Origin of the sequence: Xylanibacter ruminicola 23, from assembly GCF_000025925.1 — a bacterium.
Lineage (GTDB): Bacteria > Bacteroidota > Bacteroidia > Bacteroidales > Bacteroidaceae > Prevotella > Prevotella ruminicola.
The window spans coordinates 514,027-530,818 of record NC_014033.1; the positions used below are offsets into that span (position 1 = coordinate 514,027).

At 46.9% G+C, this 16,792-nt stretch carries 15 protein-coding genes; 7 read left to right on the forward strand and 8 right to left on the reverse strand.

The window, feature by feature from the left end:
* Positions 1 to 68: 68 nt before the first annotated feature.
* The 8 genes from PRU_RS02135 to PRU_RS02170 form a co-directional block, all read right to left on the reverse strand.
* Positions 69 to 1,247: an aldose epimerase family protein gene (locus PRU_RS02135; protein ID WP_033151381.1), complete on the reverse strand. Its 1,179-nt coding sequence runs from the start codon at positions 1,245 to 1,247 to the stop codon at positions 69 to 71.
* A gap of 182 nt (positions 1,248 to 1,429) precedes the next feature.
* Complete coding sequence (galK, locus tag PRU_RS02140; RefSeq protein WP_013064299.1) at positions 1,430 to 2,593, reverse strand: galactokinase; 1,164 nt, start codon at positions 2,591 to 2,593, stop codon at positions 1,430 to 1,432.
* Positions 2,594 to 2,619: 26 nt separating this feature from the next.
* The gene (locus tag PRU_RS02145; protein WP_013065622.1) at positions 2,620 to 3,897 is read right to left on the reverse strand and encodes an MFS transporter; all 1,278 of its coding nucleotides are present in this window, start codon (positions 3,895 to 3,897) and stop codon (positions 2,620 to 2,622) included.
* A gap of 36 nt (positions 3,898 to 3,933) precedes the next feature.
* The gene (locus PRU_RS02150) at positions 3,934 to 5,025 is read right to left on the reverse strand and encodes an aldose epimerase family protein (protein WP_013065033.1); all 1,092 of its coding nucleotides are present in this window, start codon (positions 5,023 to 5,025) and stop codon (positions 3,934 to 3,936) included.
* A 107-nt stretch (positions 5,026 to 5,132) separates the two neighbouring features.
* A complete protein-coding gene (locus PRU_RS02155; RefSeq protein WP_013065013.1) occupies positions 5,133 to 6,446 on the reverse strand; it encodes a bifunctional folylpolyglutamate synthase/dihydrofolate synthase in 1,314 nt (437 codons plus the stop codon).
* Positions 6,447 to 6,467: 21 nt separating this feature from the next.
* A complete protein-coding gene (gene dnaJ / locus PRU_RS02160) occupies positions 6,468 to 7,628 on the reverse strand; it encodes a molecular chaperone DnaJ (protein ID WP_013064070.1) in 1,161 nt (386 codons plus the stop codon).
* 35 nt (positions 7,629 to 7,663) lie between these two features.
* A complete protein-coding gene (locus PRU_RS02165) occupies positions 7,664 to 8,254 on the reverse strand; it encodes a nucleotide exchange factor GrpE (protein WP_013065271.1) in 591 nt (196 codons plus the stop codon).
* 82 nt (positions 8,255 to 8,336) lie between these two features.
* The gene (locus tag PRU_RS02170; RefSeq protein ID WP_013064500.1) at positions 8,337 to 9,950 is read right to left on the reverse strand and encodes an ABC-F family ATP-binding cassette domain-containing protein; all 1,614 of its coding nucleotides are present in this window, start codon (positions 9,948 to 9,950) and stop codon (positions 8,337 to 8,339) included.
* Positions 9,951 to 10,640: 690 nt separating this feature from the next.
* Here PRU_RS02170 and PRU_RS02175 point away from each other — a divergent pair.
* From PRU_RS02175 to rfbC, 7 genes are all read left to right on the forward strand, one after another.
* Positions 10,641 to 11,198, forward strand: a complete 558-nt coding sequence (locus tag PRU_RS02175; protein ID WP_143040155.1) for a hypothetical protein — start codon at positions 10,641 to 10,643, stop codon at positions 11,196 to 11,198.
* Between the two features lie 14 nt (positions 11,199 to 11,212).
* Complete coding sequence (locus PRU_RS15765) at positions 11,213 to 11,806, forward strand: hypothetical protein (protein WP_143040154.1); 594 nt, start codon at positions 11,213 to 11,215, stop codon at positions 11,804 to 11,806.
* A 513-nt stretch (positions 11,807 to 12,319) separates the two neighbouring features.
* On the forward strand, positions 12,320 to 13,348 hold the full coding sequence (locus tag PRU_RS02185; RefSeq protein ID WP_013065723.1) for a mannose-1-phosphate guanylyltransferase: 1,029 nt from the start codon (positions 12,320 to 12,322) through the stop codon (positions 13,346 to 13,348).
* 71 nt (positions 13,349 to 13,419) lie between these two features.
* Positions 13,420 to 14,229, forward strand: a complete 810-nt coding sequence (gene rfbF / locus PRU_RS02190; RefSeq protein ID WP_013063614.1) for a glucose-1-phosphate cytidylyltransferase — start codon at positions 13,420 to 13,422, stop codon at positions 14,227 to 14,229.
* A 7-nt stretch (positions 14,230 to 14,236) separates the two neighbouring features.
* Positions 14,237 to 15,313, forward strand: coding sequence for a CDP-glucose 4,6-dehydratase (rfbG, locus tag PRU_RS02195; protein ID WP_013064370.1), 1,077 nt, complete (start codon positions 14,237 to 14,239; stop codon positions 15,311 to 15,313).
* Positions 15,313 to 16,218: an NAD-dependent epimerase/dehydratase family protein gene (locus PRU_RS02200; RefSeq protein WP_013064573.1), complete on the forward strand. Its 906-nt coding sequence runs from the start codon at positions 15,313 to 15,315 to the stop codon at positions 16,216 to 16,218. The genes rfbG and PRU_RS02200 overlap by 1 nt, the downstream gene beginning before the upstream one ends.
* Positions 16,218 to 16,787, forward strand: a complete 570-nt coding sequence (gene rfbC / locus PRU_RS02205; RefSeq protein WP_013065203.1) for a dTDP-4-dehydrorhamnose 3,5-epimerase — start codon at positions 16,218 to 16,220, stop codon at positions 16,785 to 16,787. Before PRU_RS02200 ends, rfbC begins: the two co-directional genes overlap by 1 nt.
* Positions 16,788 to 16,792: the final 5 nt, after the last annotated feature.

The following is a 16,792-nucleotide window of genomic DNA, read 5'->3' on the forward strand; positions in this document are numbered from 1 at the left end:
TTTGATATTAGTTAATAATTAATAGAATTGTCAATTATCAATTGTCAATTGCCAACAGCTACAAGTTCTCACTTAATTGAGAACTTGTAAGCTGCATGACTGTAATACTTCTCGCCTGGGTTCAGGGTTGGCTGTACCCACTCAGGATGGTTAGGTGAGTCGGGATACTTCTGGCTCTCCAAGCAAACACTCACGTGCTTTGGATAGGTGATGCCATGCTTGCGGGCGATGTCCTTATCGGCACCTACACCCTGGAAGTTACCGCTGTAAACCTGTACACCTGGCTCGTTGGTAAACATCTCCATCAGGATACCTGTCTTGGGGCTGTAGAGGCTGGCGCAAACCTGTGTGTCGTCGCCCTTACCGTCCTTGAAGGTGTTCAGACAGTAGTTGTGGTCGTAACCTGTAGCGTTCTGAATCTGGTCGAACTGCGAGTTGATGCTGTCGCCCAGAGCGTGTGGCTGACGGAAGTCCATTGGAGTGCCCTCAACCGACTTGATCTCGCCTGTGGGGATATAAAGCTTGTCGCTGGGAGTAAAGTTATCAGCGTTTACATACAGTACCATGTCGTAAGCGGGCTGTGTAAAGTCGCCGCTCAGGTTGTAGTAGTTGTGGTTGGTCTGGTTAATGATAGTTGGCTTGTCGGTCTCAGCCTCCCAAGTCATATCCAGCACATTGTCGGCTGTAAGCTTGTAGGTGGTAACAGCCATTACCTTGCCGGGGAATCCGTTTTCGCCATCAGCAGCTACGATGGTGAGCTTCAGGATTGAGTCGCCAATCTGCTCTGCCTCGTAAACCTGGTGCATCCAACCGGTGTTGCCACCGCCGTGCAGCGAGTTAGGACCATCGTTGGTGCGCAGCTGTACGGTGTCGCCCTTCAGCAGGAACTGTCCGTTCTTGATGCGGTTAGCATAACGACCTACGCTTGAGCCGTAATCAGATGGGGTGTTGATGGTATCGGCATACTGAGCGATGTTGTCGAATCCGAGAACAACGTCGGTTGGCTTACCATCCTTGTCGGGAACTACCAGCGATACGATACGGGCACCGTAGTTAGTGATGCAAACCTCCATACCATTCTCGTTCTTCAGTGTGTAAAGCTTAACTGGCTTTGACTGAATAGTAGTGTCGAACTTGGCTGGGTTCAAACCCGATACCGTGAGCTGTGGAGCCTGCTGGCTTCCTGCACATGAGAGCATCAGTGCAGCTGCACCAACTCCCATCAATGTTGCTTTCAATGCTTTCATTGTTTTACTTGTTTTTAATTATTACGTTATTGTTAATGCTAATTTGGGTGTAAAATTACAATTATAATTTGAACTAACAAACAAAAATGCAAAAAAAATAAGGAGTAAGGTGTAAAAAACACACCTTACCCCCAATATTTAACCTTTATAAACACAAAAATGTGTTTTTTGTTGGTTTGGAGTTAGCAAATTCTGCGTGAACCGTCGCCGATTACTACATCGTAAACCTTTGGCTCGTGTCCGTACTTAGCGTTGAACTTTGCCTTAGCGTCGTCGATGAACTTCTTGTAGAGATCGTTGCGAACCAGGTTGATGGTGCAGCCACCAAAGCCGCCACCCATGATACGTGAACCGGTTACACCGTTCTCCTTAGCGATATCGTTCAAGAAGTCGAGCTCCTCGCAAGATACCTCATAATCCTTCGACAGACCAGCGTGAGTCTGATACATCAGCTCACCAACCTTCTCGTAGTCGCCCTCGTTCAGTGCGTCGCAAACTGCCAGTACGCGGTCCTTCTCACCGAGAACGAACTTAGCGCGCTTGTAGTCCTCTTCGCCTACCTCGGCACGAACCTCATCCAGCTGCTCCCATGTGCAGTCGCGCAGGGTCTCGAACTTACCCTCTGGGTGCTTAGCCTGAATGTGCTTTACTACGTTTTCGCAGCTGTTGCGGCGATCGTTGTAAGGCGAACCTGCCAGCTGGTGCTTAACTACTGAGTCGAGCAGTACCAGACGGTAGCCATCGGGCTTGAATGGGAAGTACTCAAACTCGCGGCTGCGGCAGTCGAGGCGCATCAGGCAACCAGCCTTACCGAATACTGAGGCAAACTGGTCCATGATACCACAGTTAACACCGCAGTAGTTGTGCTCGGTAGCCTGACCGGCCAGTACCATATCCCACTGCGAAACCTTGTTGTCGCCGAAGATATCGTTCAAACCACAGGCAAAGCAGCTCTCCATAGCGGCTGATGATGACATACCAGCACCAAGGGGAACGTCGCCGGCAAAAGCGATGTTGAAGCCCTTAACGGGAACACCCAGCTTCTTCATCTCCAGAGCGATACCATAGATGTAACGAGCCCAAGAGGCCTTAGGACCTGCAGGGTCAGAGAGCTTGAAGTCAACGCGGTCCTTCAGGTCGATAGCGTATGCCATCACAGTGTCGTCGGTACCATTAGCACGCATTTCGGCTACAATACCTTTATCGACAGCACCTGGGAACACGAAACCACCATTGTAGTCGGTGTGCTCACCAATCAGGTTAATACGTCCGGGAGATGCATATACGTTACCAGTCTTTCCATCAAAGTGCTTGATGAAGCGGCTTCTTACAAATTCAATGTCCATAAGCTTTAAAATTTAAAGGGTTAATATTAATCGACTTTGATGTCCTGATTCACGTTCTTGCAACCTACGAGTGCGTAGAACAGAATATAGGCCAACATAGCGATGACGAGCCAGTAGCTGAAGATAGGACCGGCTGACTTGGCGATAGCCTCCTGAAGGAGAGGCATCACACCACCACCAACAACCATTGTCATGAATATACCCGAGGCAGCCTCAGTGTACTTGCCTAGTCCCTCAACCGAGAGGTTGAAGATACCACCCCACATGATTGAGGTGCAGAGACCGCAAGCAGGAATCAGGAAGGCCTTGGCAGGTACGTCGTGACCGTTGAACGAGATAGTCACATCCTCGGGCATAAAGATGGCAATAACCAGCAGCAGGATAGCAACTGCGCTAACTGTTGACAGCTGCAGCTTGGTAGAAACCTTACCAGAGATAGCACTCGAGCAAGCACGACCAATCATCATGAGCAACCAGTAGGCAGCAGCCAGTGTACCACCGATGGCGGCTGCACCTTCGAAACCAAGATCGGTTACGTAGAAGTTCAGCTCCATAGGAATTCCAATCTCGATACCTACATAGAAGAAGATAGCGATAACACCCAGCACGCAGTGGCGGAAAGCCAGAGGGCTACGCTCGTACTTAGGAGCAACCTTGCCGAGGGTGGGCTCTGGAATTGTAACACGGCTGATGATCACAAAAGAGATGGCGAATACGGCAATACCGATAAACAGCAGAGGAGCCACGTCGCTCATGCTGGTGTCGGCTGTAACAGTACCTACCAGCCATCCTGCCAGCAGCGGGGTGAGTGTACCGGTCAGCGAGTTCAGTGTACCTCCCACCTGAATGAGCTGGTTACCCTTGTTGCCTCCACCTCCGAGAAGGTTCAGCATGGGGTTTACCACCGTGTTGAGCATACATACGCAGAAACCGCAGATGAATGCACCAAGCAGGTAGATAACCAGGTTGAGGGCTACAGGAATGCTATCGTATGTGAATACGTAAGTACCTGCGCCTACCAGGCTTGAGAGATACTGGAAACACAAACCAACGATACCCACGATCAGAGCAATCAGGGCTGTCTTTTTGTATCCGTATTTCGTAAGCATTTTACCTGCAGGTATTCCCATAAACAGGTAAGCCGCAAAGTTCATCAGGTTACCCCAAGCTTTGGCAAAAGGATACTCGAAACCCCAGATGTTGCCAAAGGGAGCGCCCATGTTAGTTACAAAGCTGATCATCGCGAAGATGAAGCACATAGTGACAATGGCAATCACCTTGCCATTCTTGTTTGTTTCAGTCATATTTGTCGTCTATTTATTTTAAATGTTGGATAATTTCTACTCTACCACTCCAAAGCGGTATACGGTCTTCTGCTTGTAGCGCTGTCCTGGATTCAGAACCACACTTGGGAAGTATGGACGGTTAGGTGAATCGGGGAAGTGCTGGGCCTCGAAGCAGACAGCTGAACGATGTGGGAAGGTGCAACCATTAGCGCCCTTATAGCCGCTCAGGAAGTTACCTGTGTAAAGCTGCAGGCCTGGCTCGGTGGTGTAAACCTCCATAGTACGGCCGCTCTTTGGGTCGGTAACCTTGGCAGCGAATGAGAGCTCGCCCTCTTCCTGCTTGTTCAGTACGTAGTTGTGGTCGAAACCGTGTCCGAACTTAATCTGCTCGTGATCGGCGTTGATGTCCTGTCCGAATGCCTTTGGCTTGCGGAAGTCGAATGGAGTGCCCTCAACCTTCAGGATCTCACCTGTTGGGATAGCAGTAGCGTCGGTAGGCAGATAGAAGTCGGCATTGATCTCGCAAATCTGATCGTCGATACTTGGTGTTGGATCGGCAGTACCAGCCAGTGAGAAGAAGGCGTGGTGTGTCAGATTAACGATTGTCTTCTTGTTGGTAGTAGCCAGGTACTCGATTACCAGTTCGTTGTTGTCGGTAAAGGTAAATTCTACTGTTACATCCAGCTCGCCTGTGAAACCTTCCTCACCATAAGAAGAGATACGGTGCAGAGCCAAAGAGCGAGGACCCATCTGACGGGCGTCCCAAACCTTAGCGTTGAAACCTACTGAACCGCCGTGCAGGTGGTTAGGTCCATCGTTAAGAGCCAGCTGGTACTCCTTGCCGTTCAGAATGAACTGGCCTTTGCAGATACGGTTACCCCAACGGCCGATCAGAGTCGACAGATAAGGCTCGTTTCCGCTGGTCAGCTGCTCGATGCTGTCGTGACCCTGGATAACGTTAGCTACTTTACCATCCTTGCCGGGAACCATAATAGCACAAATGGCACCGCCATAGTTTGAGATGGCAACTTCGAATCCTTTACGGTTTCTAAGAATATACAAGTCGGTTTTTTTACCGTTAATAGTGGCCTGGAAGTTCTCACGCTTCAAGCCGCACAGATTCACTGTCTCTGTAGTGTTCGCCATATGAATATGTTTATTAGTTAAAAATTAATTTTCTGCAAAGTAACAGAAAAAAAATCAAACTAACGAACGTTTCAGCGAAAAAAAAGTTTTTGCAGTCTTAAAAAAATCTAAATACAGTTCTTTAGCAGGTCAGCTACCACATAACTGCTACCTCCAACGAACACAAAGTCGTTATTCTCGGCTGCAGCTTTAGCTGCCTCGTAAGCCGATTTTACATCGGGATAGGCCTCGCCTTGCAGCTCCATAGTCTGGGCATAGAGCTTCAGAACGTTCTCCGAAACGGCACGTTTATTGTTCGCTTTTGTAAAATAATAGGTAGCATTCTTGGGCAGTAATGCCAACACACCCTGTATGTCTTTATCGTCAACCATACCGAATACAATGTGCATATGATTGCACTTTACCGACTTGAGCTGCTCGCTCAGATAAGTCCAACCTGGCACATTATGACCGGTATCGCAGATGGTGAGTGGGGCCTCGCTGATCTTCTGCCAACGTCCCTTCAGGCCTGTCAGGTTGCAAACATGCAGGAATCCCTGTCGCACCTCGCGGTTCATGCAGGGCTTATTAGTCTCGCATGGGCATGCGTGCATATAACCCAGAGCCTCCAGCTGCTGTACGGCGCAAAGAATGGTATTGGTGTTCTTTTCCTGATAGCTGCCACCCAGCTCGCCCTTGATAATGCCAAAGTCCTTGGTGTTGTACTCAAAGCCTGCAGCACTGTTCGAGGCCGAGATAATCTGGTTGTGCTCCTCGGCAAATACGATAGGGGCGTGGTTCTCAACGGCAACAGTCTCGAATACCATACGTGTTTCGGGTGTGGTCTCGCCAATAACTACGGGCACATCCTTCTTGATGATACCTGCTTTCTCCATGGCAATCTGTTCGAGCGAATTGCCCAGGAACTGCGTGTGGTCCATACCGATATTGGTAATTACGGATAGGGCAGGGGTGATGATGTTGGTGCAGTCTAATCGGCCGCCCAATCCAACCTCGATCACGGCGATATCCACCTTCATCTCAGCAAAATACTTAAAAGCCAGTGCAGTGGTAAGCTCGAAGAACGAGGGTTTGATGGGCTCGAAGAAACTCTTCTCCTTCTCCACAAAGTCGATCACGTATTCCTCGCTGATGGGTTGACCGTTTACGCGGATGCGCTCGCTGAAGTCAACCAGATGTGGCGATGTGTACAAACCTACGCGATAGCCACACATCTGTAAAATAGCAGAAAGCGTGTGAGCACACGACCCCTTTCCGTTAGTACCAGCCACATGAATAGTAACATACTTTTGATGTGGATGACCGAAATGTTTGTCGAGTGCATGACTGTTTTCCAGTCCTTCCTTATATCCGCCTGCTCCCTGACGCTCGAACATGGGTAGCTGACTGTAAAGGTATTCACACGTTTCCTGATAAGTCATAGCTTTATACCTTATTATATATTAATTAAAGTAATTCTTGAATTTCTGGAAGATCGAGTCGCGTGTCTGCTTGTCGCCCTTGAAATTGTCGCTGTCCTTGAACTGCTCAATGGCATGCTTCTCCTCCTTACTCAAGGTCTTAGGCACGTAAACGCTGATGTTAACCACCAGGTCGCCACGACCGCTACCATAGCCCTGAACCACGGGCAATCCCTTACCGCGCAGACGCAAGGTCTTACCAGGCTGGGTTCCATTCTCGAGTTTTACCTTGAGCTTGGTTCCCTCGATGGTAGGAATCTCAATCTCGCCTCCAAGTGCAGCTGTTGGGAAATCGAGCAACAGGTTGTAAATCAAATCGTTACCATCACGTATAAATGTCTCGTGTGGCTCCTCGGCGATAAACACCTGTATGTCGCCCGATGTACCGTTGTGCTTGCCGGCATTACCCTTGCCAGGCACGTTTACAACCATACCCTCGGCTACGCCAGCTGGGATGTTAATCTCTACAACCTCTTCGCCCTTCTCAACGCCTGTGCCGCCGCAGTGCTTACACTTGTTCTTAATTACCATGCCTTCGCCACCGCAAGTGGGGCAAACGCTCTGCTGCTGCATCATACCGAAGATGCTCTGGGTGGTATGAGTGATGTAACCCTGACCGTGACAGGTGGGGCACTGCTCCTTCTGACTGCCAGCCTCGGCACCAGTACCGCTACAATGTGGACAAGGGATATCCTTGCGAACCTTGAACTTCTTGGTAACACCAGTATTAATCTCCTCGAGTGTAAGTTTCACCTTCAGGCGCAGGTCGCTGCCGCGATGCTGCTGTGGGCGACGCTGTCCACCGCCAAAGCCACCAAAGCCGTGACCGCCGAAGATATCGCCGAACATCGAGAAGATATCGTCCATGTTCATATTGGTCTCGAAGCCACTGAAACCGCCGAATCCGCCGCCCATGTTAGGTCCGTCGAATCCGAACTGGTCGTACTGCTGACGTGTCTTTGGGTCGTGCAGCACATTGTATGCCTCGGCCGCCTCCTTAAATTTCTCCTCGGCTTCCTTGTCGCCAGGATTACGGTCGGGGTGGTACTTAATGGCTATCTTACGATACGCTTTCTTAATTTCGTCTTCTGTGGCGTCTTTTTGCACGCCCAGCACCTCGTAATAATCTCGTTTCTGTGCCATTTAATTGTCAATTATCAATTATCAATTGTCAATTTTCACTGTCCAACTGCCACTTTGGCGTGGCGGATTACTTTGTCGTTCAGTTTATATCCCTCCTGCAGGCAGTCGATAACCTTACCTTTCTTGTCGTCGCCCATACCAGGAACCATCGCTACGGCCTCGTGCAGGTCGGTGTCAAAGTCGGCATCCTTGGTCTCAATCTTGCTTACGCCCTGACCTTCGAGAGTCTTTACGAACTTGTTGTAAATCAGTTCCACACCCTCGCGCAGTACCTGTGGGTCGTCGGTCTTGGCGCCATTGGCAATGGCACGCTCCATATCATCGAGTACAGGCAGAATGGCCGAGATAACCTTCTCGCCACCGTTCAGAATCAGCTCGGCACGCTCTTTCAGTGTGCGCTTGCGGTAATTCTCAAATTCGGCAGCCTTGTAGAGCAACTGAGTCTTCAGCTCCTCTATTTCCTGCTGGGCTTTTGTCAGAGGGTCAACCTCTTCTTCTTCCTTAGCAGCCTCGTCGGCAGCAGCCTCCTGATTCTCGGTTGCCTCTGCTGTCTCTTTTTCAGTGTCTTCAACGGGAGCCTCGTTCAGGTTCTCCTCGTTTTCGATGTTGATATCTTTTTCTGTCATAATAGCGTTGTTTAAAGTTTCTGCTTGTCGTATTGCAAAAACCGTGCCTAATTATCAATTATCAATTATCAACTGTCAATTTTTACACGTACATCTTCTCCTTCTGAGCCTTGATGGTCTCGTCGTAGATGTATTCGTCGTAAGTTGTCAGCTTATCGATGGTGCCCTTTGGAGTGAGCTCGATAATGCGGTCGGCCACAGTGTTGATAAACTCATGGTCGTGCGATGCAAACAGAATGTTACCCTTAAAGTTAATCAGGTTGTTGTTAAAGGCCTGAATACTTTCCAGATCCAAGTGGTTGGTTGGGGTATCCAGAATCAGACAGTTGGCATTCTTCAGCTGCATACGAGCAATCATACAACGCATCTTCTCACCTCCTGACAGTACGTTTACATGCTTCAGTACGTCCTCTTCCTTAAACAGCATTCGTCCCAGGAACGACTTCATGGTTACCTCGTTACCTGGTCCCCACTGGCTCAGCCAGTCAACCAGATTCATTTCGCTCTGGAAGAACTCGGTGTTATCCAATGGCAGATAGGCGGTGGTGATGGTAACACCCCACTTGTAGGTACCTGCATCGGCCTGACGGTTACCGTTGATAATCTCGAACAAGGCGGTCATAGCCTTTGGATTGTGCGAGAGGAATACGGTCTTCTGCCCCTTCTCGATGGTGAAGTTCACGTTGTCGAACAGTACGGTACCGTCGCTGTCAACAGCCTTCAGTCCCTCTACCTCCAGAATCTGTGTTCCAGGCTCACGCTCCATCTGGAAGATGATACCTGGGTATTTACGTGTTGATGGTGTAATCTCTTCTACATTCAGCTTCTCCAGCATCTTCTTACGCGATGTGGTCTGCTTTGATTTTGCTACGTTGGCGCTGAATCGACGGATAAACTCCTCCAGTTGCTTCTTCTTCTCCTCAGCCTTCATCTTCTGGTTCTGAGCCTGGCGCAGAGCTAGCTGCGAACTCTCGTACCAGAACGAGTAGTTACCTGAGAACAGGGTTACCTTACCAAAGTCGATATCTACGGTCTGTGTAGAAACGGCATCCAGGAAGTGACGGTCGTGCGATACAACCAGCACGCACTGCTCCAGGTTGCTCAGGTATTCCTCCAGCCACTGAACGGTATCCAGGTCGAGGTCGTTGGTAGGCTCGTCGAGCAACAGGTTGTCGGGGTGTCCGAACAGAGCCTTTGCCAGCATCACACGTACCTTCTCGTTGTTCGAGATCTCGCTCATCTGCTTGTAGTGCTGACTCTCGGCAACGCCCAGGTTCTGCAGCAGCTGTGCAGCCTCGCTTTCGGCCTCCCAGCCATTCATCTCGGCAAAAGCCATCTCAAGGTCGGCGGCACGTACACCGTCTTCCTCGCTCATTTCGGGTTTTGCATACAGAGCCTCACGCTCTTTCATGTTTTCCCAAAGTGGCTGATGTCCCATCAGCACAGTGTTCATCACTGAAAACTCATCATACTTAAAGTGGTCCTGCTCCAGCACGCTCAGGCGCTCGCCTGGCTGCATCTCGATGGTACCCTTGTTGGCCTCGAGCTCGCCGCTGATGGCACGCAGAAGGGTTGACTTACCAGCACCGTTTGCGCCGATAATACCGTAAATGTTACCACTTGTAAACTTCAGGTTCACATCCTTGTAGAGAACCTTCTTTCCAAACTGGATTGCCAGATTTGTAACTGTAATCATCTTCTACTAATCTTCCTATTATATTATTTGGGCGGCAAAGTTATAAAAAAAATCTCGAAATACCAAGAAACAATAAAAAAATCGGTATTATTTGCGTTTTTATTTGGCTCTTTCAAAAATTCATAGTACTTTTGTGCCCAAGTTCGCGCCGCAGACGTCCCTGAGAGGACGGTTAGGTGTGGGCAACGATTTATTGGAACAGCGTCATACAACGCCTTGTTTTTGGTGACTCGAACGTAGGAAATTCGAATACCCATAATCAGAAACATCGCAGAGTTGATGCTACGGGTGTGGTATAACTATCCCCGTTAGTGTGCAGAGGTCTTATCAGCCTCGAGCACACTTTACGAGTGCATTATATACCTCGGCGTGAGCGTCATTCTGTCTGTCTATTATGGAGGTTTCCTACGACCTGAGTTACAGATGGGCAGAAAGAGTTCACGCTTTTTTTGTGTTTTGCTGATTCCTGATGCTTCTGGTTTTGTGCCAGATTTTATGAGTATGAAAAAAGACTCGTCAGTAATTGAAAACCGTGTCGAGACCCTAATTGCAAAAGAGGGGTCTTGCGGCGGAGCCATAAAGAAAAATACGGGTGTAATTCGTCGCCTTCGCAGCACTAAAGATGGTCGAGTTCGCCTCACGGTTACGGCAGCCAACGCTGAAAAACCTTTCGATCCTACCGCTTGGTATGTGGCTGAGGTGAAACGTTACTCAGAGCTGAAGTGCCGTGATATGCTCAATGCGCCAGGCAAGTTCGCCTTTCCAGTCGAGGCTTATGCTGCCACACAGGCCTTGTTGCTTCGAAGAATAGCTGCTACCGAAGAACTTAAAGCTGTAAAAGAAAAGTTGATTATACACGGCAAGGTTTTTATTCGTGTTGCCGACAAATCCCATCGTGTCGATTTGTTAAAGGGCTGTCCTTATCTCAAGTGTTTTGTTAAAGATGCCTCACTTAATCGTACGGTTAACGATTTTACCGATTTTGCCCGTGTACCCGATTTGCAGATTCAGCAGCTTCGTCAGCTATTATCATTGGCCGATGGACCTGTAGAGTATTGTGACGTGGTGCCTCAGCTACACGATAAGGTGAAAATTATCGGCGGACAACTGTCTAAGGGTAAGCTATTCAAGGATGTAAAAGGCGAGGTGACCATGACCTCAGGTCGTAAATACGCCACCGTCATTCTCGATGGCATCGGCTGTTTCAAGCTCCGCCTCCCCGCCAGCCATCTCGCCAAATATAAATAGTCATTTTTCTAAGTATGACTTACGACTACATAAAGCCTTTTCCCAAGTGTCATGCTGGCGATGCAATTACTGTCAGTTATAATGCCCCTTGCGACATTGCTCTTATTACCGAGCGCGACTATCAGTTGACTGTGAATCGTGATGACGACAGTTTCTTGTTGCGAGTCAGTGCTGATGAGATAGACGAGTGCCATGCGTCGCTTGTGGTTCCCTTCGATGGCGATTGGCGTATGGTGGTTTTCTTGTATGATGAGATGGGTGAGTGTCGCTTTGAGATAACCTATAAGTATCAGCCAGTAGATATTCTGCAGTACAATGCCACTCATACCGACAGTAAGATTGTTTGTAAACAAGTTGGCACCCCAGCTCCTTGCAGTCTTCAGGAGTGGAAACGTCAGACGGGTAATACCTTTAGTGGTAATTTGTCCTGTTGCTGTAGTTGCTTTCGAATGGTTCCACTAACAGAATTCGAGTGTGTCAAGGTTTCTGTTACCTCAGAAATGGGGGCTACAGCCTATTGTGCAACTCCCATCTGCCATCACTGCGCCACCAGTTCGGATTCCATCCATTTTCAGGTTCCAACTTCCAGCCTTTCTCCATGCAAATAAATAACCCCTAAAATACCGTCAATTAATTCAAAACCCTTAATGAATTAATTCATTTCCCCTTTTGAATTAATTCACCGCATTTCGAGGCCTAAAGATTTACGATGAAAAATCAAATTGATTTTGAGGCAAAACTAACTTGGTTATGATTGCTAATCAACTTGTTTTTCGATGAAAACCAATAAGGAAAATATCCCTATCCCTTACACCCCTCTTACTATAGCCCCACCTCTCTTTAGAGAGAGGGTGGGGACTATATAGAGAGGGGGTTAAGAAGGGATGAGGATATTGCTTCTGAAAGCCCGATGCTGAGAAAGATTCGCAGGTATGAAGTGATGTTGTCTTGTTGAATTTTGAATTTGTCATATCTTTTGGTTTCTAATTTTGTAATTTCGTTACTGTTTATATCAACCTCGCAAAGGTACAAATAAGTAATGAGCCAACAAAATATCTGTCCCCACGGGGACAGATTAAATATTATTTAACGAATACGTCAATAAAAAATAATTATACAATATGGCAAATCACATAGTGATAATGGCGGGCGGCGTTGGTAGTCGCTTTTGGCCTTTGAGTACACCAGAGCTGCCCAAGCAGTTTATTGATATACTTGGTTGTGGTCGCACCCTTATTCAATTAACGGTTGACCGATTCCAAGGCATCTGCCCTATGCAGAACTTCTGGGTGGTAACAAATGCCAAATACGTTGATATCGTTAAACAGCAACTGCCCGATATTCCTGCTGATCATATTTTGGCAGAGCCGGCAGCTCGTAATACCGCCCCTTGCATTGCGTGGGCTTGTTGGAGCATTAAACAGGTAGATCCTACTGCTAATGTGGTTGTAACCCCAGCCGATGCAGTGGTAATGAATCCTGAAGAGTTCCGACGTGTAATAACAAATGCTTTGACATTCACAGCCAAGAAGAATGCCATCGTAACTATCGGCATCAAGCCCTCACGTCCCGAAACAGGCTATGGCTATGTTGAAACTTCTGCGGCCGTTGACAACGAAATCTGTGTTGTGAATGCTTTTAAAGAAAAGCCAGACCATGATACAGCCGAGAAATATTTGCAGGCAGGCAATTATCTTTGGAATGCAGGAATTTTTGTATGGAATATCGAAACCATTACCAATTGTATTACCAAATATAAGCCTAACATTGCTGCCGACATGGAAGAAATTGCAACTACAGGCGATGTAGCAAACATATTTCCACAGTGCGAAAAGATCTCTATCGACTTTGCAGTAATGGAACCTGCTGCTGCCGATGGCTTGGTTTATACCCATCCTGCAGATTTCGGCTGGAGCGATTTGGGTAACTGGGCATCATTACACGACAAGTTACAGAAGGATGAGAATAACAACGCAGCCGTTGGCAATGTAAAACTCTACGAATGTAATAACTGTGTAGTACATGCCGAAGATGCCAAGAAAGTGGTGCTCCAAGGACTTGATGGCTATATCTTCAGCGAGAAGAATGGACAGATACTCCTTTGCAAACGTAGTGAGGAACAAAGAATCAGAGAGTTTTCTGCAGAATAAAATCGAATCCGGTAAAATATATAAGTTATGTCAAATGAGTGGAGCAAATAATTAATAAAATAAGTAGCAGAATGAAAGTAGTATTATTAGCTGGTGGCTTTGGCTCGCGTATTAGCGAGGAATCGGTATTTAAGCCCAAACCAATGATAGAGATTGGTGGTATGCCTATCTTATGGCATATCATGAAAGAGTATGCTTGGTATGGGCATAATGAGTTTATCATATGTGCTGGATATAAACAGGAATATATAAAGGAGTGGTTCGCTAACTATTTCTTGCATAACTCTGATGTGAGTTTTGACTTTCGAGAGGGTAAAAATGAGATGACCGTGCATCACAGTCATCTTGAGCCTTGGAAAGTGACTGTTGTTGATACAGGTTACAACACTATGACAGGTGGTCGTATCAAACGTGTGCAGGAATACGTTGGTAATGAAACCTTTATGATGACTTACGGTGATGGCGTTTGTGATGTGGATATCAATAAGCTCGTAGAGTTCCACAAGAGCCATCGCAAAAAAGCGACACTCACTGCCGTTAAAATGAAGCAGGACAAGGGAGTACTTGATATTACCAAGGACATGAACGTGCGTGCTTTCCGTGAGAAGAATTCTATGGATGGCGCACCTATCAACGCTGGTTATATGGTGTTGGAACCTTCTGTGTTTGATTACATTGACGGCGATTCACAGCCATTTGAGCGTGAACCGCTGGAGCGTCTTGCCAAGGAAGGCGAGTTGATGTCCTATATCCACGAAGGGTTCTGGCAGTGTATGGATAATATTCGGGAGAAGAACCTGCTTGAAGGCCTGCTTGCAAATGGTACAGCACCTTGGAAAAAGTGGGAAAGAGAAGTTCCTATTGATAAAGTAAATAAGTAAAAACGACATGGCAACATTACTGGAAGATTTCTATCGTGGAAAGCGAGTCTTTGTAACTGGCCACACGGGATTCAAGGGAAGTTGGTTGTGCAAGATGCTGGCAAATGCTGGTGCTATTGTAACTGGCTATTCCCTAGCGCCAAATACAAAACCTTCATTGTTTGAGATTGCAGAACTGGAGAAGGACATCCATTCTGTGATAGGTGATATCCGTGATTATGCGGTTCTGAAGAAGGCCTTTGATAAAGCACAGCCTGAGATAGTGCTGCATTTGGCTGCACAACCAATTGTACGTGAAAGCTACAAAGATCCTGCATACACCTACGAGACCAACGTGATGGGTACGGTAAACATCTTAGAGTGTGTTCGCAACAGCAATTGCGTAAAATCCTTCCTGAATGTTACTACTGATAAGGTATATCTGAACAAAGAATGGGAATGGGGTTATCGTGAGAATGAGGAACTGGATGGCTATGACCCATATAGCAATTCTAAGTCTTGTTCAGAATTGGTAACTCATAGCTACAAGCGAAGCTTCTTTACGGATAAGGATGGTAAAGCTATTATCCCCATCTCAACAGCCCGTGCTGGTAATGTGATTGGTGGCGGTGATTTCGCTAACGACCGTATCATACCTGACAGTGTGCGTGCTGCTCAGAAGGGTGAAGATATTTTGGTTCGTAATCCTTATTCTACACGTCCTTATCAGCATGTACTGGAACCATTGTATGCTTACCTGATGATTGCTGCCAAACAGTATGAAGACTGCAAGTATGCAGACTATTATAATGTGGGCCCTGATGATGTGGATTGCTTCCAGACAGGTGCTTTGGTTGAACTCTTTGTGTCTAAATGGGGTGAAGGCTTAAAGTGGACCAATAAGTATGATGGTGGCCCTCATGAGGCCAATTTCTTGAAACTTGATTGTTCCAAACTGAAATCCACCTTTGGTTGGACTCCTCGTTGGAACCTTGGTGAAGCAATGGATAAGATTGTGGAGTGGAGTAAATGTTGGCTGGCAGGTAGCGATGTTCGCGCCTGCATGGATAAGCAGATTGATGAATTCTTAAGTGGAATGAAATGATGAAGAACGTAATAGTAACTGGTGCCAATGGCTTTATTGGTAGCACGCTGGTCAACAACCTCCTGAAGAATGGAGTGAAGGTGGTAGCTATTGATATCTCATTTGCGGCACCCAGAATCCCTGATTGCGATAAGGTTGTGAAACTGGAAGTAGGTTTGGATGAAATAGAAAAACTGAAGAGTCTGATTCCTACTGGTGAGTATGATGCTATGTACCATCTTGCCTGGGCTGGTGTAAATGGCCCCAGTAAGGCAGACCCTACAGTACAGTTGAACAATATACAGTTGGGTATCAATTGTGCTCAACTATGTAAAGCCATTGGCGTTAAGAAATTGCTTTGTGCCGGTACTGTAGCTGAACAGGCTGTTCATAGCCTCCCCAATCTTTCTCAGACTAGTGGTGGTATGATGTATGGTGTTGCCAAGCATTGTGCACACCTGATGCTTGAAGACTATTGCAAGAATATTGGCTTGCAGTTTGTCTGGATGCAATTCTCTAATATCTATGGAGTTGGGAACAAGACCGGCAACTTAGTAAGCTATACCTTAGGAGAACTCCTAAAAGGTAACGAAGCCACTTTTGGCCCAGCAGCACAGCCATATGACTTCATCTATGTGGATGATTTACTAGAGGCTGTCTATCGCTTAGGAGCTTCCGAAACCAAACAGGCCTGCTATTATATTGGTTCTGGTTCTCCACGCATTCTGAAAGAGTATCTCTTGAAGATTGGTGAACTGGCAGTTATGCAGGACAAGGTTGGTATTGGTATCCGTCCTGATGATGGCATCAAGTATGATTTCACTATGTTTGACATCACGCCATTGAAGGAGGCTATAGGTGACTATGTGAGCACTCCATTTGAGGAAGGCATAAAGAAAACGATTAACTGGTTAAAAGAGCAATAATGATAACAAAATTCAATTTTGAAGAGTTAGACCTCAAAGGAGCATATAAGATTCAGCCGTTCTATGCAACGGATGAACGTGGTGGTTTTGTAAAGGACTATAATATTGATATGTTCAAAGCTAATGGCATTGAGCATGAGTTGAAAGAGGTGTTCTATACCATCTCTAAACGTGGAGTCATTCGTGCCATGCACTTCCAGTTGGTAAAGCAACAGGCAAAATTGGTGCGATGCGTCAGTGGTCATGTATACGATGTGATTGCAGACTTGCGCCCAGATTCGCCAACCTTTGGACAGTGGAGAGGTTTTCATTTGACTGGTGATAACCAGGTAGAACTGTACATACCTCAGTACTTTGGGCACGGTTATTTGGTAATTGAAGATTCTGTGGTTTCATATAAATGTGGTGAGGTATTCTATGGCGAAGGTGATAGTGGAATTATGTATAATGACCCTGACCTTGCCATTGAGTGGCCCATGGATTTAATTGGTGGTGAAGAGAAGCTGATTATTTCTGAAAAAGATAAAAATCTGATGAGCTTTAAAGATTACAATAATATAGTTAAATAGATTAT